This is a genomic window from Catenulispora sp. GP43, from assembly GCF_041260665.1.
Lineage (GTDB): Bacteria > Actinomycetota > Actinomycetes > Streptomycetales > Catenulisporaceae > Catenulispora.
Window position 1 is genome coordinate 1 of the sequence record NZ_JBGCCT010000007.1, and the last position, 23,434, is coordinate 23,434.

A 23,434-nucleotide genomic window follows, 5' to 3' on the forward strand; every position below is an offset into this window, starting at 1 on the left:
GGGCTGGGGGGGGGCGGCCGCGTTGTTGTGCGGGGGGGCGGGGGGGGGGGGGGTGCTCCGGCGCGGGGGGGGGGGCCCGGGGGGGGGGGCCGCGGGGGGGGGGGGCCCCCCCCCCCGCCCGGCGCCTTTTCGGCCTCACACGTCCGCCATCGTCGCGGTGACCTGACGCCCGACGGCGTTCAGCCGGTCGATCACGGTGGCCGAGTCGGGCCCGCAGACGATCGCCACCGCCATGCCGCCCGCCGTCGTCGCCAGCTTCTCCATCACGTCCCCGACCCGTCGCAGGATCCTGACGTCCACGACCCAGTCGTCGTCCGGCGGCGCGCCGAACGCGGCGAACCGGCCGGCCGAGGGCGGGAAGAGGATCGACCACCCGGTCGCCCCGCGCTCCGCCGGCTGCACCGGCCGGCACTCGGGCACCTCCAGGCCGATCTGGGGCAGGATCGACGCGAAGGGCAGATAGACGCCGTGGCTGTGGCGCAGCGACCGGATGATCCCGCCGCCGCCGGGCCGGCCGGCTATCTCGCACAGGACGGCGTCGCCGTCGCGGTCCAGGAAGACCTCCAGGTGGGTGACGCCGCTGAACCAGCTCATGGCGGCCAGCACCCGCCGGTTGAACGCGAGCAGCGCCTCGCGCTCCGGCCCGGGGTCGACCGTGGCCGACCTGATCTGCCCGCCCCAGGCGAACTGCCGGTCGAGGTAGTGCGAGGCCACGGCGGTGACCGGGACGCCGTCGCGGACCAGGCTGTCGACGTGGAACTGGCGGCCCTCGACGAACTCCTCGGCTTCGTAGCGTCCGGGCACCGGCAGGCCGCGTGCCTGCAGCTCGTCCAGGTCGCGCGCACTGTGGACGATCTCGATGCCCTCGGAACCGGAGGCGCCGACCGGCTTCAGGACGATGGACCCGTACTTCGCCAGCAGGCCGCGGGCGTCGGCAGGCTGCCGGATCCCGATGTGGTCCGGGACCCTGATGCCCTGCGCCGCGAAGTGTTCCTTCATCAGGACTTTGTCACGCAGGATCGTCATCTGGGCCTCGGTGAAGCCGGGGACGCCGAACGTGTCGCGGATCCGGGCGGCCGGCACCATCATCCGCTCGGAGTGCGCGGCGACTGCGTCGATCCGCGGTCCGGCGGCCAGGTCGGGGATCAGCGCCAGGATCGACTCCTCGTCGCGGACGTCCGCCGCCAGCTTGCGCAGCACCTGCCCGGGCGGGATCCGCCGGAGGTGCTCGGGACCGCCGACGAAGGTGATGTCGAAACGCTCCGGATCGAAGATCAGCTCTCCGCGCTCGTCGAAGTAGCTCTCGTATCCCACGTGGCTCAACAGCACGACGTGTTTGCGCGGCAATGTCCCCAGCTCCTGTCGGTCCCGGAACGGCGAGTCGATCACACGCTACCGGCCGCCCGGAGTGAATCAGAACCCTTTACAAGCCGCCACGCCCCGGATAGCGTACCCAGGAGTTGTTGCAGGGTACTGACAACGGGACGTCATCGGTGCGCATGGCCGGCGAAGGTCCCCATCGGTCGGGTTCACGGGGAACCCAGCAGCGCGAGGAGCGACGCGTGGACGTCACGATTTCGGACTATCTTCCTGCCCACTACGTCCAGGCGGTTCGCGAGAACCTCGCCGACCGCGATCCGCACGACCTCGACATCCAGATCGAGGAGTGCCTCAAGTACCTGCTGATCATGTCCGAGCGCCCCGGCGGGTTCATCCCGCTCACCGGCCCGGGCGACGAGGTGTGGCACGAGCTCATCCTCCAGACGCCCGACTACGCCGCGCTCTGCGAGGCGCTGCCGGGCCGCAGGTTCATCCACCACCGCAGTCTGAGCTTCCGCGAGTACACGCAGATGCGGAGCCAGGAGGAGATCGTCGACGAGTTCCTGGGGTGGATCCCGGAGTACGTCGGCAGGTTCGGCCCCTTCACCGCCGAGCGCGCCCAGTACTGGTCCTTCTGCGAGTTCCTCATGACCGCGCGCGGGATCACCCTCGACCAGATCAACCACATCGGCGCCTTGGGATCCGCGAGCAGCCGATGACCCGTGCCGCCGCGATCCCTCCCGAACAGCCGCCGCCGGGAGTGGATCTCACTGAAGCACCCTTCGATCTCCCCGAGGCCTTCAAGGACGCGGTGCTGGAACGGTTGTCGGCGAGCTCTTGGCGGCGCTATCCGTCCAGGAACCAGCGGGCGATCGTCGCCAAGGCCGCCGACCGGCTCCGCGTGGCAGCCGAGGCGGTCTTCCCGACGCGGGGGTGCAGCGAAGCGCTGCGCATCGCGTTCCTGCGCGAGGCGCTCGAGGAGCGGACCCTTCTCTTCCCGAGCCCGAGCTGGTTCGGCTTCCGGGTCATCGCCGCCGGCCTGCGGATCCCGTTCTCCTACTACGACGTCGGCGACGAGCTCGCCGCCGTGAACAGTACGGCGGCTGCGGCGGCCGGCGCGCGCGGGGCGGCGACCCTCGTCATGTGCTCGCCGAACAATCCCACCGGCCACGTCGTGGAACCGGACGTGGTGAAGGCGGCCTGCGCCGACGGCGACCGGGGCTGCATTATCGACCTCACCTATGACCTGTTCGAGGACGAGCCGCTGCTGCCCCGCCTGGCCGAGCTGTCCGACGGCCCGCGGCCGACCGCCTGCCTGAGCTTGTCGAAGGTGTTCGGACTGGCCGGGGCGCGGCTGGGGCTGCTGGTCGGCGATCCGTCGCGGATGTCGGGCTTCAAGTCGCTGTCGGAGCCGTACGCGCTGGACTACTTCCAGCTCGCGGTGCTCGACGTCCTGTTCGATCAGGAGTGGGCCGCGACGCGTGGATCGATCGCGGCCTCGGTGCGTGACTGGCGTGTCGAGGTGGCGCGTCTGGCCGCCGAGCGCTTGCCCGCGGCGCGGGTGCTGGCCCCGGCCGGCAATTTCGTGACCTTCAGCCTTCCCGTGTCCGAGCGGGATGCGGAGGCGAACCGGATCATCGATGCGGCGGCGGCGAAGGTCTTCCCGGACTCGGACCTGGTCCGCCTCACCGTGAACGAGCAGACGCTGAACGCGCTGCGAGGAGAGACGTGAGCACCAGAAATGGCGATGACTGGATCCGACGGCTCGCCGGATACTGCTGGCAGTACAAACGCAGTGTCCTGATCGGCACCGCCGGCGCGCTGACGGCGGTGGCCCTGTCGCTCGTCGTCCCGCTGTTCGAACGGGCGACGGTCAACGGGCTGACGTCCGGCGGCTCGGTCGTCCCGTGGCTGGTGGCGCTGGCGCTGGCCGCCCCGATCAATTACGGTGCCTCGTTCCTGCGGGTCTACCACGGCGGCCGGTTCTCGCTGGGCGCTCAGTACTCGATGCGCACCGAGATGCACCGCAAACTCCTGCGCACCGACGGCGGCAAGCACGACGAGGTGGTCCTCGGACAGGCGTTCAGCCGCGCCACCTCCGATCTGACGCTGGTTCAGCAGCAGCTCGCGCTGATGCCCCGGACGGCGGGCTGCGTCATCCTGCTCGTCGGGACCATGGTCGCCTGTGTGCTGCTCTCGCCGCTGCTGAGCCTGGTGGTGCTGGTCGTCATCGCCGTCTTCCTGGTGGCCGGCGGCACCGCGCGCCGCAGGATCTACCCCGCGACCTGGGAGGCGCAGCAGGCCGCCGGCGAGCTCGCGGGCGTCGTCGACGAGTACGTGGCCGGCGTGCGGGTCATCAAGGGCCTGGGGCAGGACGGCCGCTCGTCGGGGCGGTTCGATTCCGCGGCCCGTCGTCTGTTCGCGACGCGGATGCGTACCGTGCGGATGAACAGCCAGGTCACCCCGGCGCTCAGCGCCCTGCCCGCCGTGGGCCAGATCGCGGTGCTGGCGGTCGGCGGATGGCTGGCTGTGCACGGCCAGATCAGCCTGGGCACGCTGCTGGCCTTCTTCACGTACCTCGCGCAGGTCTCCTCGCCGGTGTCGGTGTTGGCGCAGTTGGCGGTGAACGGGCCGCAGGCGCGTGCGGCGATGCACCGGATCTTCGATCTCCTGGATCTGCAGCCCGACGTGGTCCAGAGCCCGACTGCCTCGGAGCTTCCCGCCGTGGGGGCCGCGGAGTCCGCCGGCGCCGAGATCGAGTTCGCGGACGTCGATTTCTCCTACACCCCGGCTCGGCCGGTCCTGGACGGGTTCTCGCTCAGTGTCGCCGCCGGCGAGACCGTGGCGCTGGTCGGCAAAGTGGGGTCCGGGAAGTCGACGGCCGCTTTGCTGTTGCTGCGGTTGTTCGAGGTGCAGGGCGGCGGGGTCCGGGTCCGGGGCCGAGATGTCAGGGAGCTGACGTTCGACTCGCTCAGGGCGGCGATCGGGTTCGTCCCCGAGGAGAGCATGCTGTTCTCCGACACGGTCCGGGCCAACATCGCCTTCGGCCGTACCGACGCCACCGACGAGGAGGTGCTGGCCGCCGCGAAGGCGGCCGGCGTCGACGGTTTCGCCTCGGCGCTGCCCGAGGGGTACGACACCCTCGTCGGCGAGGGCGGCCTGGCCCTGTCCGGCGGCCAGCGCCAGCGGATCGCGATCGCCCGGGCGATCATCAAGGCGCCGGACATCCTGGTGCTGGACGACGCCACGTCGGCCGTCGACGCCGCGACCGAGGACGAGATCCACGAAGCGCTGTCGGTGGCCAGCGGCGGACGGACCACGCTGCTGATCGCGCACCGCCGCTCGACGCTGCGCCTGGCCGACCGGATCGCGGTCATCGACGAGGGCCGCGTCGTGGACGTCGGCGTCCACGAGGACCTGCTCGCCCGCTGTGCGCTCTACCGGCTGCTGATCTCCGGGCCCGGCGGCGACGCCGAGGGCATCGAGGCCGGCGAGGTGATGATGCTCGCCGGGCAGGAGGACGCCTCGCCGTGGGAGCGCGCGCCGGTCGCCGCGCCGGCCGCGAAGAAGCCCGAGCGCGCCGCTGCCCTGGCGGACATGGCCCGGCGAGTCGCCGAGTTGCCGCAGGCCCTGGACGGTCCGGCGCTCAGCGACGAGGATCCGGACGCGGCCGGTCTGACGTCGCCGTTGCGGATGCGCGGCATGCTCGCGCCGTTCCGTTGGCGGATGGCTCTGCTGGTCGGCATCATCGTCGTCGACGCCTTGGCGGCGCTGGCATTCCCGCTGCTGGTGCGCAACGGGCTCGATCACGGGGTGGCCGCCGACCGGGTCGGGACGCTGATGGTGTTCGCCGGTGTCGCGCTGGTCGCCGCGGTGCTCGGGTGGTTGACCGACATCGGCACCGCGCGGGTCGCCGGCCGTCTGGCCGAGCGGCTGCTGTTCCGTCTCAGGTGTTCGACGTTCGCGCATGTGCAGCGGCTGGGTCTGGACTTCCACGAACGTGAGGGCACCGGCCGCATCCTGACCCGGATGACGATGGACCTGGACGCGGTGGCGACCTATGCCCAGACCGGTGTCGCGCCGTCCATCGTCAGTGCCCTGACTGTGGTGGGCGTGTTCACCGCCGCGGCCGTCATCTCGCCGGTGCTGAGCATCCCGCTGTTCGTCGCTGTTCCGGTGCTGGCCGTGGCTACCCGGCTCTACCGGCGTGCGGCGGCGCGCGTCTACTCAGATGCGCGGAACAAGGCCGCGGAGGTCAACGCCGATCTGCACGAGAGTGTGCGGGGCGCGCGGGTCACGCAGGCCTTCCACCGCGTCCAGCAGCGCAGCGACCGTTTCGCAAAGCTCAGTGAGGCTTACCGCCACTCGCAGTCGACCGCGCAGTGGTTGGGTGCCCTGTACTTCCCGTTCATCGTGCTCGTGTTCGACGGTTGTGCGGTCGCGGTCCTGTGGCTCAGCCAGGGCCGGGTGCACCACGCGGGGCTGACCGTCGGCGGCGTCATCGCCTTCCTGATCTACCTCGACCTGCTCTACGCGCCGACCCAGCAGCTGGCCATCGCGATCGGCACGTACCAGAAGTCGCGGGTCGGCCTGCGCAAACTCAGTGAGCTGATCATCGCCGCCGGACCGGTCCGCCCCGCGGGCCTGCCCGCCTCGGAGCACTTCGGCGAGGTCGTCGCGGAGGGCGTCTCGTTCAGCTATCCGGGGCAGGACCGGCTGGCGCTGGCCGACATCGACCTGGCCATCGCCGACGGCGAGACGATCGCGCTGGTCGGAGCATCGGGCGCGGGCAAGTCCTCGCTGGTCAAGCTGATCGCCAGGTACTACGAGCCCTCCAGCGGGACGATCCGCGTCAACGGACGCGACGCGCGCGAGTACGACCTCGGATCCTTCCGGAGCAGGCTGGTCGCCGTGGCCCAGGAGCCGTTCCTGTTCGCCGGCACGGTGCGCGACAGCATCGCCTTCTGCCGCCCGGAGATCACGGACGAGCAGGTGCAGCAGGCCGCCGAGGCCGTCGGCGCGCACGCCATGATCTCCTCGCTGGCCGGCGGGTACCGGCACCCCGTGGCCTCCGGCGGCGGGAACCTGTCCGCCGGCCAGCGCCAGCTCGTCGCCCTGGCGCGGGCCTACGTCGCGGCCCCGGACGTGCTCCTGCTGGACGAGGCGACCGCGTCGCTGGACCTGGTCAGCGAGGCGGCGGTGGCCGCCGGTCTGGCGGCGGTGACGCGCCGTCAGACCACGGTGATCGTGGCCCACCGGCTGGCCACGGCGGCGCGTGCCGATCGGATCGTCGTCGTGGAGGCGGGCCGGATCGTGCAGGTCGGCGCGCATGAGGAGTTGATGGGGGCTGACGGCCCGTATCGCTTGATGTATGAGGCTTCCACGGGTTCGGAGGGCTCGCCCGTGCAGGGGGCTGACGATCCGTGGCTCCGGTCGCCTGAACACTCCGGGAGCATCGCGACCGCCTAGCAGTCGGGGGACTGTCGTGCTAGCAGAGGGGGACTGTTGTGTTTGAGACTGATCTGGCCGTCGCCACCGAGACCGAATTGCACGCCGCGGCGGACAGTCTGCGCCGAGACGGGTTGGTGGTGGCGCGCAATGCCGTGCCTCCGGAGTCCATCGACGAGTTCCGGCGGCAGTTGTGCGCGCGAATGGATCCGGACGCGGACGCGGGCGCGGGCGCCGCAGCCGCAGCGGCTGAGCTGACGTGGACGCGGCTTCGCGAGCAGATGTCGTCGCAGGTCCTGTTGCGGATGCGGCGGGAGGCCTATGAGTGCCCGCAGTACGCGGGCGTGTTCCGGTCGCCGCGGCTGCTGGGGTTTCTACGGATCGTCCTGGACACCGAGGAGCCGTTCCTGCATCCGCGCAGGTGGATCCGGACCAATGCGGCCGGCCGGGACGCCGGTGCGCAGCCGATGCATCAGGACTATTGGTTCGTCCACGGCGACCCCGACGTATATACAGTGTGGGTCCCGCTGCACGACTGCACCGAGGGCGGTGTCGTGCTGGTCGAGGGATCGCACCGGGACGGTACGCTCGCCGTGGACGACAAGGCCGCCGGCAAGGGCGCGGTGGCGCAGGTCGACCGGGACCGGATGGTCGAGCCCCGGCTCGCGCTGGGCGATGTGGTGGTCTTCCACAGCCTGACGGTCCACGGGACCGCTCCTGACGCACCGGCCCTGGCCCGGATCTCGATCGACGGCCGGTTCCAGAACCCGACTTCACCGATCGCGATGGACCAGCTGTTCCCGGCCATGGCGACCGAGGACGGCAAGCCGATCGCGCGCGCCGGCGCGTCGGGCGACGACGTGGGCGAGTGGTCTGGCGACCCGGATCTGCGCGTCGATCCCGCGATGCCGATCGTGACGCCGCGCGGCACGGTGGTGCGCGGATGAGCGTCTCCGAGGCGGACGTGCTGGATCCGCGGTTCCTGCAGGGCGAACGCGCGCGGCTGTTCGCGATCGCGTGGACCCGGGCCACGCGGGCGATGGCCGACATCCGTGCGCTTCCGGCGCCGGACGACCCCGAGACGGAGTGTCTGCGGGCGATGGCCGGGCACCTCGCGCCGTATTCGTCGGTCCCCGTCCCGATCCTGCGCACGCCGGAGTGGGCGTCGGAGTCGGTGATGGAGGTGCTGGCGGCGAACGCGGCGCGGATCGCCGAGCAGTCGGCCTACCAGGCGGAGCAGAAGCGGAACTCGCCGGTCAGCAAGAGGGTCGAGATGCTCCTGGACCGGCTGGGGGTCGTGGAGTATGTGGAGAAGGAGTGCGGCCTGCGCCTGGTCCGGGTCCCCGGCGAGATGCGCTACACCTCCTACATCTTCTACGACGCTCCGGGCTCGTTCCTGCAATGGCACCTGGACGCCAGGCACATCGTCGATGTCAGCCTCCTGCTGTGCATCGACCGCCTGGACGACCGGGACGCCGACGAGGCCAGCGCCACCTACGCGGTCACGCCGACAGGGGTCGAGCGGTTCCACTTCCAGCCGGGCCAGGCCCTCATCTTCGACGGCGCGTTCACCCTGCACGGCCGGTCGCCGGTCGCCGAGGGCGAGAACGTGACCATCCTGCGGATCGGGTTCCGGCTCGCCGACGCCGTCGCGGAGGTGTGACGTGCTGAATCCCGGAGTGCTCGACGGCGAGGCGGCGAGCCTGTTCGCGGACGGATGGACCCGCAGTCTGCGCAGCCTGACCGATATCAGCCTGCTTCCGGAGGACGGCACAGAGAAGGCGAACCTGCTGGCGGTGATCGCCGAACAGCTGGAACGGTACTCGCTGCTTCCGGTGCCCTCGGCGTGCCGGCCGGAGTTCGCCGATCCGGCGGTGCTGGCGGCGCTCGCGACAGAGGCCCGCGACGCCGCGGATCCGACGGATGCGGGACCTGCGGGCCAGGCGTTCCTCGATAGCAGTGCTCTGCGAGAGATGCTGGCGAAGGAATACGGCCTGGAGATCTCGTCGGAGCCGCAAGGGTACGTCAACGCGTCCTATCTCGTCTTCGACAGCGAGAGCCCAGGCTTGGAGTTCCAGCTGGTTCCGCGCAGCGAAGAGGACATCAGCATCCTGCTATGCCTGGACCGCGTGGACAGCCGCCCGCCGGAGGAGGCGAGCGCGAGCGTCGTCGCCACGCCGAGCGGACTGCGCCGTTTCCGGACGGAGCCCGGCGAGTGCCTGGTCCTGGACCCGGGATTCACCGTGCACGGCCACACCCCGGTCGTGGACGGCGAGCGCGTCGTGTGTCTGCGGGCCGGTTTCCGGATCGCGCGATAGGCCGGAGGGGATTCGTATGCGTTATCGGAAGCTGGGCTCCTCCACCTTGGAGGTGTCGGTCCTCGGGCTGGGTTGCAGCAACTTCGGCCGGTCGGTGGACGAGGAGGGGACCCGCTCTGTCGTGGCCGCCGCGCTGGAGTGCGGCGTCACCTACTTCGACACCGCGGACTGCTACGGCAAGCACTTCTCCAGCCGCCGCGACGCAGGCGACGAAGGCACCTCGGAGACACTGCTGGGCCGTACGCTGCGCGCCGAGCGCGTCGAGCGTTCCCAGGTGGTCATCGGGACCAAGTTCGGCGCGCCGCGGCACGACATGGGATTCGGGCCGGAGGCCGGGGCCAAGGGCAGCCGGGCCTACATCCGCCGGGCTGTGGAGAGCTCCCTCAGGCGCCTGCAGACCGACTACATCGACCTGTACCAGATCCACTTCCCCGACCCCGAGACGCCGATCGGCCAGACGCTGTCGGCGTTGTCCGAACTGCGGGAGGAAGGCAAGGTCAGGCACTTCGGGAACTCCAACTTCTCCGCCGGCCAGATCCGCGACGCGCAGCACGCCGCGGCCGCCGCCGGCCACGAGGGGTTCGTGTCCGCGCAGTACCCGTGGTCGCTGGTGGACCGGTCCGGCGAGCCGGATCCGATCGGCGTCGCCCACGCCGAGGGACTCTCGGTCATCGCCTATTTCCCGCTGGCCCAGGGACTGCTGACCGGGAAGATCCGGCTGGGTGAGGAACCGCCGCCGGGCAGCCGGATCGCCAAGGCCCGGCATCTGATCGATCCCTCGCGGGTGCGCGCGATGGAGGCGGTGCGCACGTGGGCCGACGCCCACGGCCGCAGCCTGCTGGAGGTCGCGCTCGGCTGGCTGGCCGCGCAGCCGGCGTGCGCGATGGTGATCCCCGGCGCGAGCTCGCCCGCCCAGCTGCGGGCGAACGCCGACGCCATCGGATACCAGCCGAGCGAGCAGGAGCAGCGGGAGATCGAGGATCTGGCGCGGTGACGGTCGATTCGGTTCCAGCCGAGCGAGCAGGAGCGGCGGGAGCGGCGGGAGATCATCGAGGACCTCACCTCGTGGCCGCCGACCCGGCCCAGGGCTGCCGCGAGGAGGCCGAGAGCCTGCGCGATCTCGCGCTCGGCGCCTGCGACGAGCCGGAGTTCCGGCGGATCGCGGACGCGGCGCGGGCCGTCGCCGCCCGGCCCGACCTCGGCTCGGTGGCCGCCGAACGCGAGTTGGACCGGTTGTCCCTCGCGCTGCGGGGCGCCCTGATCGACCGCGGCCACCGCTACGCCGACCCGCACTTCCGCTCGCCGGAGTTCGGTGCGGACCGGCCGCTGCCCTCCGGCGGCGGCGTCGGCTTCATCTACGAACGGGGCGCCACCGCGGTCGGGCTCGAGGACCGTCTCGCCGCCGCGACCCCGGCACCGCCCGGCTGGCACGCCGACCACGTGATCTTCAACAGCGGCATGGCGGCGATCTCCTGCGCGCTCCAGGGGTATCGCAGTATCGTGCGACCCTCGGCCGCGGCGCCGCTGCGCGTCGGGGTGTGGGCGAGCTACTACGAGACCGACATCCTGTTCGGCCTCACCAAAACCGAGGCGTTCCGGCTCGAACGGCTGTCCGACCCGGTCCAGGCGGTCGCGGCCGGCGGCCTGGACGTGCTGTACCTCGAGCCGGTGCGCTACGACTGGGACCTGACGCCGATGGACGTCGACGGCTTCACCCGCGCCTGGCGGACCGGCGCCGAGGACCGGCCCCGGGTCATCGTCCTGGACACGACGCTCTCGTCGTGCTCCTGGCCGACGGCCGAGTTCCTGCGGGCCGTCGGCGGCGACGGCCCGACCCTGGTCGTGGAACTGCGGTCGGCGCTCAAACTCGACCAGCAGGGCCTGGAGTTGGCGAACGCCGGCGTCGCCTCGATCTACAGCCGCGACGCGGACCCCGAGACCGGGGTCCCCGACGCCCGGCTGTACGGGCAGTTCCTCCGCGTGACCCGGTCGGTCACCGGCACGGCGCTGTCCATGGACGCCATGGCGGTGCTCGACCACGGCTTCGTGTTCGACCCGGAGTGGACCCGGCGCCACGCGGGCCGCGTCTTCGGCAACAACCGCCGCCTCGCCGCGGCGACCGCCGGTCTGGACGGGATCTTCGCCCGGGTCGGACACCCGAGCCTGGCCCCGGCCGGGGCCCTGCGCGACGCGCCGTTCGTCATGTTCCAGCTGGCCGAGGACACCAGGGACAACCACGCCTTCCTCTTGGGCCTGATCGGCGCCGAGGTCGCCGGCCGGGGGCTGCCGATGGCATGGGGGGCCAGCTTCGGGTTCCGGGCGCACCGCTGGGAGACGATCTTCCCGCAGGGCAGTCGCAAAGGCCTGTTCAAAGTGGCGATGGGCGCGCGCTCGGGACCGTCGGCCGACGCGGCCGTCGCCCTGCTCCACCGGCTGGCCGGATACCCGGACTTCGACAGGCTGCGCCGCGACCACCCGGACGTGAAACCGGTCGCGCTGACACCGGACGGACGGCCCGCGTGACCGGCCTGGCTGCGGCGGACGGCCCGGCTCCGGCGCACAACCCGGCCCCGGCGGACGACCCGGCTCGGGCGGACGGCCCCGCCCCGGGGGACAACCCAGCCGCGGCCTTCGACGCCGAGCAGCGCCGCACCTGGGCCCGGCAGGCCGAGGACTACGCCAGGACCTTCGCCCTGCTGTGCGCCGGTCCCGTCCCCGACGTCCTGGACGCGATCGGCGCCGGACCCGGCCTGCGGATCCTGGACGCCGGCACCGGCCCGGGCACCCTGGCCGCCGCGTGCCTGGCCCGCGGCGCCACGGCCACCGCCTTCGACGCCGACCCGACCATGGCCGCCCTGGCCCGGACCGCGGCCCCGGACGCCGGAGTGCTCGTCGCGGCCATCCCCGACCTGCCCTTCGGCGACAGCCGTTTCGACGCGTGCGCGGCCAACTTCCTGCTCGACCACGTCGGGGCCCCCGGCGCGGCCCTCACCGAACTCGCGCGCGTCACCAAGCCCGGCGGCCGGATCGCCGTGACCGCGTGGAGCGCCGTCCCGCCGATGGCCACCGCGCTGTTCGGACTCGCCCTGAAAGGCGCCGGGGCGGTCCGGCCCCCGGCCCGGCGCGGACGCCCGACGCGCCACGACTTCGAACACACCGAGGCCGGCCTGGCGACCCTGATGAGGGACTCCGGTCTGGACGGCGTCGAGTGCCGCGCGGTCGCCTGGACGCTGGTCGTGGAACGCGACGTGTGGTGGTCCGGGCCGGTGTCCGGGGTGGCCGGAGCGGGCTACTTCCACACCAGCCAGACGCCGGAGGTCCGGGCTGAGGCAGAGCGCCGCTTCACCCGCCTGGCAGCCGTGTTCGAACGCGAAGACGGCTTGCTCGCGCTTCCCGCCGCCGCGCTGCTCGGTGTCGGCACGGTTCCGGGGGCTGATCGGGGCTGATCGGGGCTGATCGAGGCGGCACGTCGGATTGAACCGGAGGGGAGAACTGCGATGCGGGTCGTCATGCTGGGGGTTCACGCCGAAGCCCTTGAACCGCTCGTCGCCCGCGGCCACGAGGTCACGGTGCTGTTCGAGCCGGCGGAGCGGGACCGCGTGAGCGCGGTGCGGGAGAAGTCGGCACAGGTACACCAGGTCGAGTCGTACACGGACGTCGACGGACTGCTCGCCGCCCTCGAGGAGATCGGTGCCAGAGCGCGAGGCGTCGAGGCGGTCGTCACCCTGAAGGAGTTCGCGGTCGTCCCGGCGGCGCTGCTCGGCGCCGTGCTCGGGGCCCGCGCCCTGAACCCGAAGGTCGCCCTGCGCTGCCGGGACAAGGCGCTGCAGAAGACCGCGTGGCGTCAGGCCGGGCTGGCGACGGCGAAGTGGGTCGTGGTCCCGGCCGGGGCGGCGCGTGCGGAAGAGGCCGTCGCGGTGGTGCGCGCACAGGGGTTGAGGGCTCCGTTCATCGTGAAGCCGATCGCGTCCGCGGGCACCGTCGGGGTGCGGGCCGCGGCGGACGAGGCCGGCCTGGTGACGGCGGTGCGCGAGATCGAGGGGGAGCGCCCGTCCGGCGGCCGGCTCCTGGTCGAGGAACGCAACGAGGGGGAGGAGTGGCACTTCGACGGGTTCGTCCGAGACGGCCGGGTGGACGAGGACGCCGTCCTGGTGTCCCGGTATCTCACACCGCTGATCGAGACGAGGAACGGCAGTCCCACGGCCAGCGCCTCGTTCCACCCGGCTGCGGAGCCGGACCTGTACAAGGAGGCCGCGGCGCTCGCGACCGAGGCATCCAGGGCGCTGGGTCTGGACAACGGGGCGTTTCACTTCGAGGTGTTCGGCGAACCGGGGAGCTTCGTCGCGGGGGAGCTCGCGGCCCGGCCCGGCGGCGGATGGGTGCGCAGAGCGGTCAAGGCGGGGATCGGCGTGGACCTGGCGGCCGCGGCGGTGGGGGCGGTGACCGGCGACCGCGTCGAGGTCGGCGAGGTCAGCGACGACGTGTTCGGGTGGGCGTATCTGCAGACCGTCGCGGGCTCGACGAACCACGTCCGGCCCGAGGACGTCCTGGAGGTCCCCGGGGTGGCCGCCGTGGAGATGTCCGTCGTGCCCGGCGCGCCCATGCCCGACATGCGGACGAGCTCGACGACGGGAATCGGGATCGTCCTGGCGCGGGGCGAAGACCACGCGGCCTGCGCGGCGGTCCTGCGCGCGGCGAACGACGCCGTCGTGCGCATCAACGGGGTGCCGGGCGGCGACGTCCAGCCGGATTCCGGCCGCCGTTGAACGGCGCGCCGCCGGTCATCAGAGAAACGGAGAATCCCGTCGTGAATCCCGTCGTGCCGACACCAGTCATCCTCGGCGCCGCAGGGCTGACCCCCGCGGACGTGATCGCGGTGGCGCGCGCCGGGGCGCGGGTCGAAGTGTCCCCGGACGCGCTCGTGGCGCTCGGGCGGGGCCGGGCCGTCGTGGACAAGCTGGCCGGGTCCGGCACCGCGACCTACGGGGTGTCCACCGGCTTCGGGGCGCTGGGCAGCGAGTACATCGCCCCGGAGCTTCGCGGCCGGCTGCAGCACGCGCTCGTCCGCTCGCACGCCGCCGGGATGGGCCCGCCGGTCGAGGCCGAGGTCGTCCGGGCACTGATGCTGCTGCGACTCAGGACCCTGACGACAGGCTGCACCGGGGTGCGGCCGATCGTCGCCGAGACCCTGGCCGCCCTGCTCAACGCGGGAATCGTCCCGGCCGTGCGCGAGCACGGATCGCTGGGCTGCTCGGGGGACCTGTCCCCGCTCGCCCACGTCGCCCTGGTGCTGCTGGGCGAGGGCGAGGTGATCGGCCCCGACGGGCACCTGACGGACAGCGGCCCGGTCCTTGCCGCGCACGGCATCCGTCCCCTCGACCTCGAACCGAAGGAGGGCTTGGCACTGATCAACGGCACCGACGGCATGCTGGGGATGCTGATCCTGGCCACCGCCGACTTCGGCCGGCTCCTCAAGAACGCCGACATAGCGGCCGCGATGAGCATCGAGGCACTGCGCGGCACCGGCCGCGTCTTCGACCCGCAGCTGCACGCGCTGCGGCCGCACCCCGGCCAGGCCGCGTCCGCCGCGAACCTGGCCCTGCTCCTGGCCGGCTCCGGCATCACCACGCCGCAGGCGGGAGCGGACCGCGAGCAGGTCCAGGACGCGTACTCGCTCCGCTGCGCACCCCAGGTGGCCGGCGCCGCCCGGGACACGCTGGCCCACGCCCTGACGGTCGCCGAGCGCGAACTCGCCTCCGCCATCGACAACCCGGTCGTCCTCGTGGCCCAGGACCGGATCGAGTCCAACGGCAACTTCCACGGCGCCCCACTGGCATTCGTCCTGGACTTCCTGGCCATCGCCGCCGCCGAGACAGGCTCGATCGCCGAACGCCGCACCGACCGCATACTCGACCCCGCCCGCTCCCAAGGCCTGCCCCCCTTCCTGGCCGCCGAACCCGGCCTCGACTCAGGCCTCATGATCGCCCAGTACACCCAAGCGGCCCTCCTCGCGGACACCAAGCGCCTGGCCACCCCGGCCAGCGTGGACTCGATCCCCACCTCCGCGATGCAGGAGGACCACGTGTCGATGGGCTGGTCCGCAGCCCGCAAACTGCGCACCGCACTGAACAACCTGACCGGCATCCTGAGCATCGAAATGCTGACCGCCGCCCGCGCCCTCGACCTGCGCAGCCCCCTCAAGCCCGCCCCGGCCACCGCCGCAGCCGTCACGGCCCTGAGGGCCGCCGGCGTGGGCGGCCCGGGCGCCGACCGGTACCTGTCGCCGGAGCTGCGCGCGGCGGAGGCGGCTGTGCGTTCGGGTGCTGTGCTGGATGCTGTCGAGGAGTCGGTCGGGGCTTTGCGCTGAAGGCTGACGGCACGTGGCACGTGGCAGCATCCTCAGCTTTTCCGGGTCGACCTCGGGCAGATCCGAGGCCTTGGCGACTTCACCGATTCGGCGTGCCAGGTTATAGATATAACGGCTCTGTATTCATCGGAATAGTACGGCGGGCCTGGCTCCGAGTATTGATATTACCCGGTCCGGCGACGTGTTCGAAGACGACATCTGCCCTGGTCCACGCCATCCGAAAAGGGGATTACATTACCGGCAATAGAGTGCTGAGTCAAATAGCCCCCCCACTGGGTGACGCAGTGCCTTAATGCCTCGAGAAGCCCGTGGCGTTGGCTACAGTGCCCTACGGGTGTCGGCGATCCGGTCGAAGGCCCAGGTGGATCCAATAATCACAACTGAAGAAAGGCGGCACCACCCGTGCGCGAAATCATGCCGGCTCGCGAGCACCGCGTGCGGTGGTGGCAGAACCCCGACTTCCCGAGCGAGCGGACGACGCGGATGTTCATCATCCTCGGCTCCGTCGCGACCGTCATCACCCTCCTGGTGATGATGGTCTGACTCGGCGGTCGGGTCCTCGGCCACCTGACGGCGGCCGAGGACCACCACCGGCGGCGTCCCGTTCAAGAGCTGTGAGAGGCTCGGGGCGCCGCCTTTTCGCGCCTGCGAACAGCCGCGAATCCTTGTGTTCCTCCCCTGTCTGAGGATAACCCCAGTAGCCCGATTGGGTGATGGTCGGTGCGGTACGTGTCAGAGCAAACCACGGACGAAGTCGCTTTCAGGCGAGAAACGCCAACCGGTTCCACCATATGGCTTAGTGGCAGCTGGGGTGGCTGAAGAATAGAGACGACAATTCACCCGAGCCTTCTGAGAAATTCTCATATTACCTATCGTTGGGCGGCTACGCTCAGGGCTGCCGAGGTACGTAAGGAAGCTGAAATAGCCGGCCGCGTGGCTGCCCTATGAGCAACTGCTCGCCCGGTGGTTGCGCGGGCAGCAGGCTGAGAATGCCGAAGACCTATGCGACCTGCTCGTATTCGTGGATCACGCCTCCGGCTCGATCTCGTCGCCGGACACGTAGCGTGTCGAGGTCGATCACGTTGTCCGGCAGCGGCTGCTGTGGTGCGGCATGGCGGAGTGCGCGGTGCGGGCGGTGCGTGTTGTAGTGCTGCTCGTACTCGCGGAGCAGGCGCATCAGGGCTCTTCGAGCTTGCCCGTGCTTGGGGTGTAGCGCGTCTGCTGGTCGTGAATCAGAGTTTTGCTGGAAACGAAGCGCCCGTGGCGCTCTGTGATCATTCGAGTTGCTGAGACAAGAGTGATCGCGAGGGAGCCACGGGCTTGGTCAACGATACGACACTGCTACTAGGACTGGACGGCGTGGAGGTCGCCGGTGTCGAGCTCGACCCGGAGCGCAATCCGGTGATAGCGCTGGTGACTGCCGCTGGCCAGGGGCGGTGCGACCCAGGGTGCGGGCAGCGGTCGCAGCATCCGTATTCGTGGGTGCGCACCCGGCCGAGGGATCTGCCGGTGGCCGGTCGGGCGAGCACACTAACCTGGACCAAGCGGCGCTGGCGCTGTGGCAACAGCGCCTGTCCGCGCCGGACGTTCACCGAGTCGGTCCCGCAAATCCCGCCCCGTGCACGGCTGACCGGACGGCTTCGCGCCTCGATCGGGGCGGAGGTGGCCGATCGAGGCCGCACGGTGATCCAGGCCGCCCGCGATCACGAGGTGTCCTGGCTCATCGCGAACGCGGCGGTCTCGGCGTGGCTCGAGGCGCAAAGCCCGCAATGGCGTGCAGGGGTTCAGGTCGTGGCGATCGACATGTGCACCGTGTTCAAGGCCGCGATCCGCACCAGCCTGCCGCACGCGACGCTGGTGGTCGACCGGTTCCACGTCGCGCAACTGGTGAATACGGCGCTGACGGAGGTGCGCCGCCGCGTTACCGTCCAGCAGCGCGGACGCCGGGGACGCAAGGGCAACCGCGAGTGGGAGTTGAGGAACAGGCTTACTTGTTCCGGGGCCAGGATGCACGCCGAGCACCTGGATCCGATGATCGACGACCTCCAGGCGCTGCCGGCGAAGATCGGCGCACCGATCCTGAAGGCCTGGAACGCGAAGGAAGACCTGATGGACCTGCTCACGCTGCACGGCGCGCACCGGGACCGGACGCAGATCAGCGCCCTGCTGATCCGATTCTACGAGAACGCCGCGACCAGCGGCCTGCCGGAGATGCAGCGGCTTGCGGGCACGGTCTCGACCTGGTGGCCGGAGATCCTCGCCGCGATCACCACGGGCGTGACGAACGCAGGATCCGAGGGCGCCAACCGCGTGATCAAGACCGACGCCCGTTGCGCCTTCGGCTACCGAAACCCCGTCAACCAGCGCCTACGCGCCCGCGCCGCCACCACCCGACGTGCCCCCGGACACCTCACGACCCGAACCGGTGGCCGCCATGCCCAACCCAGACGACGCTCAGAGAGCTGACAGCGAGTCAAGTTCCATGAGCCGCCATCGATCGCTGCTGCCCTGTCTTGGTAATACGCGCGACCGCTACACCCGGTTCCCTATTCGGACTGTGATATTCCTCCAAGCTATCGAGACTTCCGACCCGTGGTCGACCTGGGCATACTCCCAGCCGTGACTGATTCCGCGGATTTCGAATGGGACCCCTTCGGCACCCTGCACGCCGCACTGTGGATCGGCGGAGCGCAGTGGGCCGGCAAGTCCACCGTCTCCAACATCCTCGCCGCCCGACACGGCCTGACGGCATACCACTACGACTACCACGACGCTCGAGGCCACCTGGAGCGCCGAGCCGCGCGCCGAGCCCGCGCCGGTTCGCCCTACGGCGAATATCCCGGCCCTGATTGGGTGGGCTCGACGCCGGGCGCCCTGGCCGAGGAGTGCCTTGCCATCTTCGACGATCGAATCGAATTCGTATTCGACGACCTGCGCGCGCTCGTGAGCCCGCATCCGGTGCTGGCCGAGGGCTTCGGCCTGCGCCCCGACGTGCTCGCACCCATGCTCGACACACCCGACCGCATGATCGTCATGGTGCCGACCGAGGAGTTCCGGCAACACCAGATCCGCACTCTGCCACGCGCCAGCGCGTTGAACGTCGAGGTGGGCGACCCTACGCTCGCCCAGGCGAACCGCGTCGCGCGCGACCGGCTACTCGCCGAACACGCCGTACGCGCGGCACGGGAACACGGCGTGCATGTCCTGGAGATCGACGGCTCCCGCGACGCCGAGGCAGTAGCCGACGACGTCGCGAGACACTTCGCCGCCCATCTCACACCACGCACCTGAACGCACGGCCAAGTTCCAAGAGCCCGCATCAGGTGGGGCAGGTTCCAGATGAGGGTGCGGTCGGTGAGCTCCACGCGAAGGCTTCGGAACCACCGCTCCATAATCGAGTTCTGGCGCGGTGCCCGGACCCCAGTCCGGATGACCCCGATGCCGGCGGCGTTGAACACCGCGTCGAACAGCGCGCCGAAGGACGCGTCCCGGTCGTGGAGCAGGAACTTCGCCTGCAACCCGGCGTCCTCCAGATCCATCACCGCGTTCCGGGCTTGCTGCACCACCCAGTCGGAGGTGGGGTGCAAGGTGGCACCCAGAACGCGTATCCGCCGGGTGGCGTGCTCGATCACCGCCAGGACATATGCCTTCGACCCGTCGAGCAGGTCAACCACCACGAAGTCGCACGCCAGGATCGCCTCGGCCTGGGAACGCAGGAAGGATGCCCAGGTCGGGCCGGTATCACGAGACGGGGCCGGATCAACGCCCGCAGCCTTCAGCATCTCCCACACCGTCGACGGCGCGACGCGGATGCCGAGGCCAGCCAGCTCGCCGTGGATCCGCCGGTAGCCCCACTCGGAATTATCTCTGGCCAGCCGTAACACCAGGGCCTTGATGTTTCGGTGTGTCGGCGGACGTCCCGGCCCTCGCCGCGAACGTCGCGCCCAGCGGCGCCGCAACAGGTCCCGGTGCCAGCCCAACACCGTGCCAGGGGTAGCGATCAGCCGGATCCGCGACAGCCGGGAGGCCGGGAGCAGCCCGGCCAGCAACGCCAGCCACGCCCGGTCCGCCCAGGTGAGCTTCCGCGCAAGCCGGCGATCCCGACGCTGCGCGACCGACAGCTGATGCCGCAACATCAGGATCTCGACGTCCCTGGCCGTCGAATCACTCACGGACAGACGCATCCAGGCGAACAACCGGCTCGCGACCAGGTACACCAGCTTTTAACCCCACGAACCGACATCATCCCAGCTCAGGTTGTCGGCACCCTCAGGAGCTTTACGTACTGCCTGCTACGAGCCGTCCAAGACCCGCGCCACCCGGGAAATGGCACGGATCGCGGATTGATCACAGTGACATGGGCCGCGGACACGCAAGATGTCGCAGCTCACGAGGTTGGCGTGTGACACCGAAACGCGGAACCTACACGCCGGCGCTGCTGGCGTTGAAGGATTTCGACCCGGAGAACGATCCGATGCCGACCGAGTTCGGGCGGCACTCCACGGTCCACAGGGCGCACCCGCCGCACTACACGATCGCCAACACCGTGATCGCCGTGATGGTTGCAGGAGCGCGATAAGGAAGGCCCGGTCCCCGGGGGTAAACCTGGCCCGGACTGGACCGAGTTGCCGCTGCAGGACCGCGAGCTGATGGCGCAGGGGCAAGATCTCCGCATCCTTGTCCCGGTCGTTCGTTGGCAGCAGCCGCAGCGCCGCGAAGGCGTTGGTCACGGCCAGATAGGTCAAACGCAGCAGCGCAACCGGCCATCATGCCCGAGAGTTCGCCAGGACCACAGCACGAGCTTCGATGCCGTGTCGACAGCCTCCAAAACCAAGTCCGCACCTGCTGCTGACCTTTACAGATGAAATATTCGACAGGAGGCAGCCTCCCGCGCGACGCCAGCCCTCACGCCCAGGCGACCTCTGTCCGGACACCGCGCAGTCCGAAAATGCTGCGCACGCAACCTCAACGCCACTGTAGCGAAACCCAGCGAAACGTAGCGTTTCAGCCTCAATAGTGTTGTATCGGGTATTCGCACAGAGGAGCCATATATCAGCCGGTATTCGGAGCCGACTGCTACGAGTGACTCGCACTGCGTTTCGGGGGTGTCATGTGAACGATTCACATGCTCCCGGCTCTACGGGGTCTCCATCCTTAACGCAGAATTCGATGCCGTACCGACCATCTGACTCCCTGTCCGCGCAACAGGGGATGCAGAGCCGGCGGGACTGTCATCGCGCGATATCGCCATCACCTGAACACCCCGATCTGCGCCGCCTGCGGCACTTGACCGAGGACACGTCCAGGTACCCGGAAACCGGCAGGGCCCTGCCAGCCTCCGGCGAGCACAACCAGGGGCAGCACACATCGCCCGCACCCGATCTCAACCATCCAGAGCACCAGGAGCAATCGCATGCCCATCTCTCCGAACCAGGGACCCACGGGCGGCGGGAACACCGTCACCATCACCGGCACCAACCTCAGTGGCGCGACCGCTGTGAAGTTCGGTACCAAGTCCGGCACCATCACCGCCAACACGCCCACCTCGGTCACCGTCACCGCCCCGTCCGGGGCCGGTGAGGTGGGCGTGACCGTGACCACCGGAGGAGGGACCAGCAACCCGCTGGCGTACTTCTACGTGGGGGCACCGTTCAAGGCTTCCCTCAGCGGGGTCTCCGGGCCGACTGCCGGCGGCAACACCGTCACCCTGTCCGGCGCCGGTCTGGCCACCGCATCCAGCGTGACCTTCGGCGCCAACAGCGCGACACCGACCGTGATATCCGACAGCGAGATCAGCATCACGGTGCCCGCCGGCGCCGCGGCCGGAACTGTCGGCTTCACCGTCACCACCGCCGGCGGCGCCAGCAACGGCCTGACCTACACGTACGTCGACGCCCCCACCGTCACCTCCGCCACCCCCGGTTCTGGTCCGACCACGGGTGGCACCGCAACGACGCTCGCCGGCACCAACCTGACCACCACCACGTCGGTCACCATCGGTGGCGCCGTCGCGTCGTTCTCGGGCGTCAACGACACCGAACTGGTCGTCGTCACCCCGCCCGGGACCGCCGGGGCGGCCGACATCGTGGTCGGCACCGCAGGCGGATCCGCCACACTCACCGGCGGCTTCACCTACGTGGCCGGCCCCGGCATCTGATGTGCGCGCCGTAGTCCGGTAGTCCAACGGGTCGCGGCCCACGTACCCCTGCGGGGCGGAGGCCGAATCGCCTCCGCCCCGCAGGGCTGTTGCCGGGTAGCCCGGAGCATCGCACCTCCGGGCTCCACTGTTTACGAAGATCTTGCCAGAACCCGGTTTTGGTGTAGGACAGGCGACAGGTTCTCAGGTGCCTTCAGAGGAGCAACTATGGCAATCACCACCGAAGCTGATCCAGAGGCTGCCGGACGCGACGAGTGGCACTATTCGCCGACCGTCGGAGTCGGGCCACTACGGTTCGGCATGACACTCGATTGAGCGATCTTCATGGACCAGATTCCAGAGTGACGAGCTGCCACGTCTCTCACCTGTTTATGTGATGTCGCGCAGGCGCCGGTGCACGAAGAATCAAGGAAACTCGAAAACGTCGAGAGGTCTTAGTCAGTGGCGACACGCATCGGTGGTGGCTGCGCGGCCGAAGGAACCGGCAGTTGAGCGTTCGGGTCTCGCGCAGCAGGCAGACGGCCGGGCGGCCTCATGGCCGCAGCGGTGTGATCGGGTTGCCGCATGGTGCGCCGCTGAGCAACGTCCACAATGCGGCCGTTGCCTCGCCGTCCCGGGCATCAACCGCTCTGGTACAGCCCATGCTTCAGCGGGATCCCGACGAGGAGAACCGCACCTCCACCAACCTCGAGTTGTTCTTCGATCTGGTCTTCGTCGTCTCGATCAGCGCGGTCGCACAGCAGTGGCGCCTGGCTATTTCCGGGGGCCGGCTCGCATCCGGCCTGCTCCATTTCGTCCTGGCGATGTTCGCGGTCTGGTGGGCGTGGATGGGCTTCACCTGGTTCGCGAACTTCTTCGATGTGGATGACGTCCCGTACCGACTGACCGTCCTGGTGCAGCTGCTCGGCTCGCTGGGCCTGGCGGCCGGCGTGGCGCCCATGTTCAAGAGCTACGACATTCGCATCATCGTCGGGTCCTACGTGGTCATCCGGATCGCGATGGCGGCCCAGTGGCTGCGGGCGGCGCGGGCGAACCCGCAGCTGGCGGTGTTCTGCCGCCGCTGGGCGAGTGGAATCCTGCTTGCCGAGGCATGGTGGGTCGTCGTCGGGTTCACTTCGTTGCCCCACTTTGCAACCGTGCCGTTGTTCCTGGTCGGAGCCGCCGCGGAAGTGTTCGTACCGCTGTGGGCGACCCGGGTGCCGATCGATAGCCGGCCCACCACGCACGGAGAACACGTCCAAGAACGCTACGGCCTGTTCACGCTCATCGTGCTCGGCGAGACCGTGCTGACCGCGTCGACCGCGTTCAACACCGGACTGCGTGCGCCGGGACGGCAGAACGGCCATGTTGGAGTCCTGATCCTCGGAGCGCTGAGCGCCGCGGTGTTGGCCTTCGCGTTGTGGTGGCTCTACTTCGGGTTCCTCGGCACCTACAACCTGCAAGACCGACGGATCAGCTTCATCTGGGGGTACGGGCACTACGTAGTGTTCGGTATCCTCACCGCACTCGGAGGATCGCTCGCAGCGATGATCGCTGACCTGGCCGCCGGCCAGAGCTCGCTTCCCGAATGGGAAGAGGCGATGACGCTGTCGGTGCCGGTGGCGTTGTTCCTCACCTCGATCGCGATGCTGCGCCGGGTCAGCGCATCCGCATCCTGCAACCGCTGGTTCCAGGGCGGGGCGGCGGTGGTGACGATCGGAACGCTCGGCGGCCTTTTCGGCACGATCTGGGCGCTGGTCAGCGTCTGCATCACGACCACCGTGTTCTTGGCACTGGCCGTCGCCAGGTCCAGCAAGCAAGTCGCCTCGCAGTGGTGAGCGATTC

Annotated in this window: 19 protein-coding genes; 17 read left to right on the forward strand and 2 right to left on the reverse strand. The window is 70.0% G+C overall.

Going from position 1 to position 23,434, the window contains the following annotated elements; genetic code table 11:
• Nucleotides 1–135: 135 nt before the first annotated feature.
• Nucleotides 136–1,347, reverse strand: a complete 1,212-nt coding sequence (locus ABH926_RS15865; protein ID WP_370366342.1) for an acetyl-CoA carboxylase biotin carboxylase subunit family protein — start codon at nucleotides 1,345–1,347, stop codon at nucleotides 136–138.
• A 215-nt stretch (nucleotides 1,348–1,562) separates the two neighbouring features.
• On the opposite strand from ABH926_RS15865, the gene ABH926_RS15870 reads away from it, so the two are divergent.
• From ABH926_RS15870 to ABH926_RS15925, 12 genes are all read left to right on the forward strand, one after another.
• Nucleotides 1,563–2,039, forward strand: a complete 477-nt coding sequence (locus ABH926_RS15870) for a hypothetical protein (protein WP_370366343.1) — start codon at nucleotides 1,563–1,565, stop codon at nucleotides 2,037–2,039.
• The gene (locus ABH926_RS15875) at nucleotides 2,036–3,052 is read left to right on the forward strand and encodes an aminotransferase class I/II-fold pyridoxal phosphate-dependent enzyme (RefSeq protein WP_370366344.1); all 1,017 of its coding nucleotides are present in this window, start codon (nucleotides 2,036–2,038) and stop codon (nucleotides 3,050–3,052) included. The genes ABH926_RS15870 and ABH926_RS15875 overlap by 4 nt, the downstream gene beginning before the upstream one ends.
• Complete coding sequence (locus tag ABH926_RS15880) at nucleotides 3,049–6,789, forward strand: ABC transporter ATP-binding protein (RefSeq protein ID WP_370366345.1); 3,741 nt, start codon at nucleotides 3,049–3,051, stop codon at nucleotides 6,787–6,789. Before ABH926_RS15875 ends, ABH926_RS15880 begins: the two co-directional genes overlap by 4 nt.
• A 38-nt stretch (nucleotides 6,790–6,827) precedes the next feature.
• A complete protein-coding gene (locus ABH926_RS15885) occupies nucleotides 6,828–7,715 on the forward strand; it encodes a phytanoyl-CoA dioxygenase family protein (protein ID WP_370366346.1) in 888 nt (295 codons plus the stop codon).
• On the forward strand, nucleotides 7,712–8,431 hold the full coding sequence (locus tag ABH926_RS15890; RefSeq protein WP_370366348.1) for a hypothetical protein: 720 nt from the start codon (nucleotides 7,712–7,714) through the stop codon (nucleotides 8,429–8,431). Before ABH926_RS15885 ends, ABH926_RS15890 begins: the two co-directional genes overlap by 4 nt.
• Before the next feature lies 1 nt (nucleotide 8,432).
• Entirely contained in the window at nucleotides 8,433–9,086 is a 654-nt protein-coding gene (locus ABH926_RS15895; RefSeq protein WP_370366349.1) for a hypothetical protein, read from the forward strand.
• Between the two features lie 16 nt (nucleotides 9,087–9,102).
• Complete coding sequence (locus tag ABH926_RS15900; protein ID WP_370366350.1) at nucleotides 9,103–10,080, forward strand: aldo/keto reductase; 978 nt, start codon at nucleotides 9,103–9,105, stop codon at nucleotides 10,078–10,080.
• Between the two features lie 71 nt (nucleotides 10,081–10,151).
• Nucleotides 10,152–11,609, forward strand: coding sequence for a hypothetical protein (locus ABH926_RS15905; RefSeq protein ID WP_370366351.1), 1,458 nt, complete (start codon nucleotides 10,152–10,154; stop codon nucleotides 11,607–11,609).
• Complete coding sequence (locus ABH926_RS15910; protein ID WP_370366352.1) at nucleotides 11,606–12,532, forward strand: class I SAM-dependent methyltransferase; 927 nt, start codon at nucleotides 11,606–11,608, stop codon at nucleotides 12,530–12,532. Before ABH926_RS15905 ends, ABH926_RS15910 begins: the two co-directional genes overlap by 4 nt.
• Nucleotides 12,533–12,583: 51 nt before the next feature.
• The gene (locus ABH926_RS15915) at nucleotides 12,584–13,852 is read left to right on the forward strand and encodes an acetyl-CoA carboxylase biotin carboxylase subunit family protein (RefSeq protein WP_370366353.1); all 1,269 of its coding nucleotides are present in this window, start codon (nucleotides 12,584–12,586) and stop codon (nucleotides 13,850–13,852) included.
• Nucleotides 13,853–13,893: 41 nt separating this feature from the next.
• Nucleotides 13,894–15,453 carry a histidine ammonia-lyase gene (hutH, locus tag ABH926_RS15920; protein WP_370366354.1) on the forward strand — a complete coding sequence of 520 codons (1,560 nt, stop codon included), beginning with the start codon at nucleotides 13,894–13,896 and terminating at the stop codon, nucleotides 15,451–15,453.
• Nucleotides 15,454–15,855: 402 nt separating this feature from the next.
• Nucleotides 15,856–15,996 carry a hypothetical protein gene (locus ABH926_RS15925; protein WP_370366355.1) on the forward strand — a complete coding sequence of 47 codons (141 nt, stop codon included), beginning with the start codon at nucleotides 15,856–15,858 and terminating at the stop codon, nucleotides 15,994–15,996.
• A 457-nt stretch (nucleotides 15,997–16,453) separates the two neighbouring features.
• Here ABH926_RS15925 and ABH926_RS15930 read toward each other — a convergent pair whose 3' ends face one another.
• Nucleotides 16,454–16,630, reverse strand: a complete 177-nt coding sequence (locus ABH926_RS15930; protein WP_370366356.1) for an integrase — start codon at nucleotides 16,628–16,630, stop codon at nucleotides 16,454–16,456.
• Nucleotides 16,631–16,773: 143 nt separating this feature from the next.
• On the opposite strand from ABH926_RS15930, the gene ABH926_RS15935 reads away from it, so the two are divergent.
• The 5 genes from ABH926_RS15935 (at nucleotide 16,774) to ABH926_RS15955 (ending at nucleotide 23,427) form a co-directional block, all read left to right on the forward strand.
• Complete coding sequence (locus tag ABH926_RS15935; protein WP_370366357.1) at nucleotides 16,774–17,919, forward strand: transposase; 1,146 nt, start codon at nucleotides 16,774–16,776, stop codon at nucleotides 17,917–17,919.
• Nucleotides 17,920–18,072: 153 nt separating this feature from the next.
• On the forward strand, nucleotides 18,073–18,744 hold the full coding sequence (locus tag ABH926_RS15940; RefSeq protein ID WP_370366358.1) for a hypothetical protein: 672 nt from the start codon (nucleotides 18,073–18,075) through the stop codon (nucleotides 18,742–18,744).
• 1,111 nt (nucleotides 18,745–19,855) lie between these two features.
• Nucleotides 19,856–20,032: a hypothetical protein gene (locus ABH926_RS15945; RefSeq protein WP_370366360.1), complete on the forward strand. Its 177-nt coding sequence runs from the start codon at nucleotides 19,856–19,858 to the stop codon at nucleotides 20,030–20,032.
• A gap of 834 nt (nucleotides 20,033–20,866) precedes the next feature.
• The gene (locus tag ABH926_RS15950) at nucleotides 20,867–21,610 is read left to right on the forward strand and encodes an IPT/TIG domain-containing protein (RefSeq protein ID WP_370366361.1); all 744 of its coding nucleotides are present in this window, start codon (nucleotides 20,867–20,869) and stop codon (nucleotides 21,608–21,610) included.
• A 641-nt stretch (nucleotides 21,611–22,251) separates the two neighbouring features.
• Nucleotides 22,252–23,427, forward strand: a complete 1,176-nt coding sequence (locus tag ABH926_RS15955) for a low temperature requirement protein A (RefSeq protein ID WP_370366362.1) — start codon at nucleotides 22,252–22,254, stop codon at nucleotides 23,425–23,427.
• Nucleotides 23,428–23,434: the final 7 nt, after the last annotated feature.

What these genes read in the sequence shown, in the direction of transcription:
- ABH926_RS15875 (WP_370366344.1), top strand. Translation starts at nt 2,036, where the DNA reads ATGACCCGTGCCGCCGCGATCCCTCCCGAACAGCCGCCGCCGGGAGTG.
- ABH926_RS15890 (WP_370366348.1), top strand. Translation starts at nt 7,712, where the DNA reads ATGAGCGTCTCCGAGGCGGACGTGCTGGATCCGCGGTTCCTGCAGGGC.
- ABH926_RS15900 (WP_370366350.1), top strand. Translation starts at nt 9,103, where the DNA reads ATGCGTTATCGGAAGCTGGGCTCCTCCACCTTGGAGGTGTCGGTCCTC.
- ABH926_RS15915 (WP_370366353.1), top strand. Translation starts at nt 12,584, where the DNA reads ATGCGGGTCGTCATGCTGGGGGTTCACGCCGAAGCCCTTGAACCGCTC.
- ABH926_RS15930 (WP_370366356.1), bottom strand. Translation starts at nt 16,630, where the DNA reads ATGCGCCTGCTCCGCGAGTACGAGCAGCACTACAACACGCACCGCCCG.
- ABH926_RS15950 (WP_370366361.1), top strand. Translation starts at nt 20,867, where the DNA reads ATGCCCATCTCTCCGAACCAGGGACCCACGGGCGGCGGGAACACCGTC.
- ABH926_RS15955 (WP_370366362.1), top strand. Translation starts at nt 22,252, where the DNA reads ATGCTTCAGCGGGATCCCGACGAGGAGAACCGCACCTCCACCAACCTC.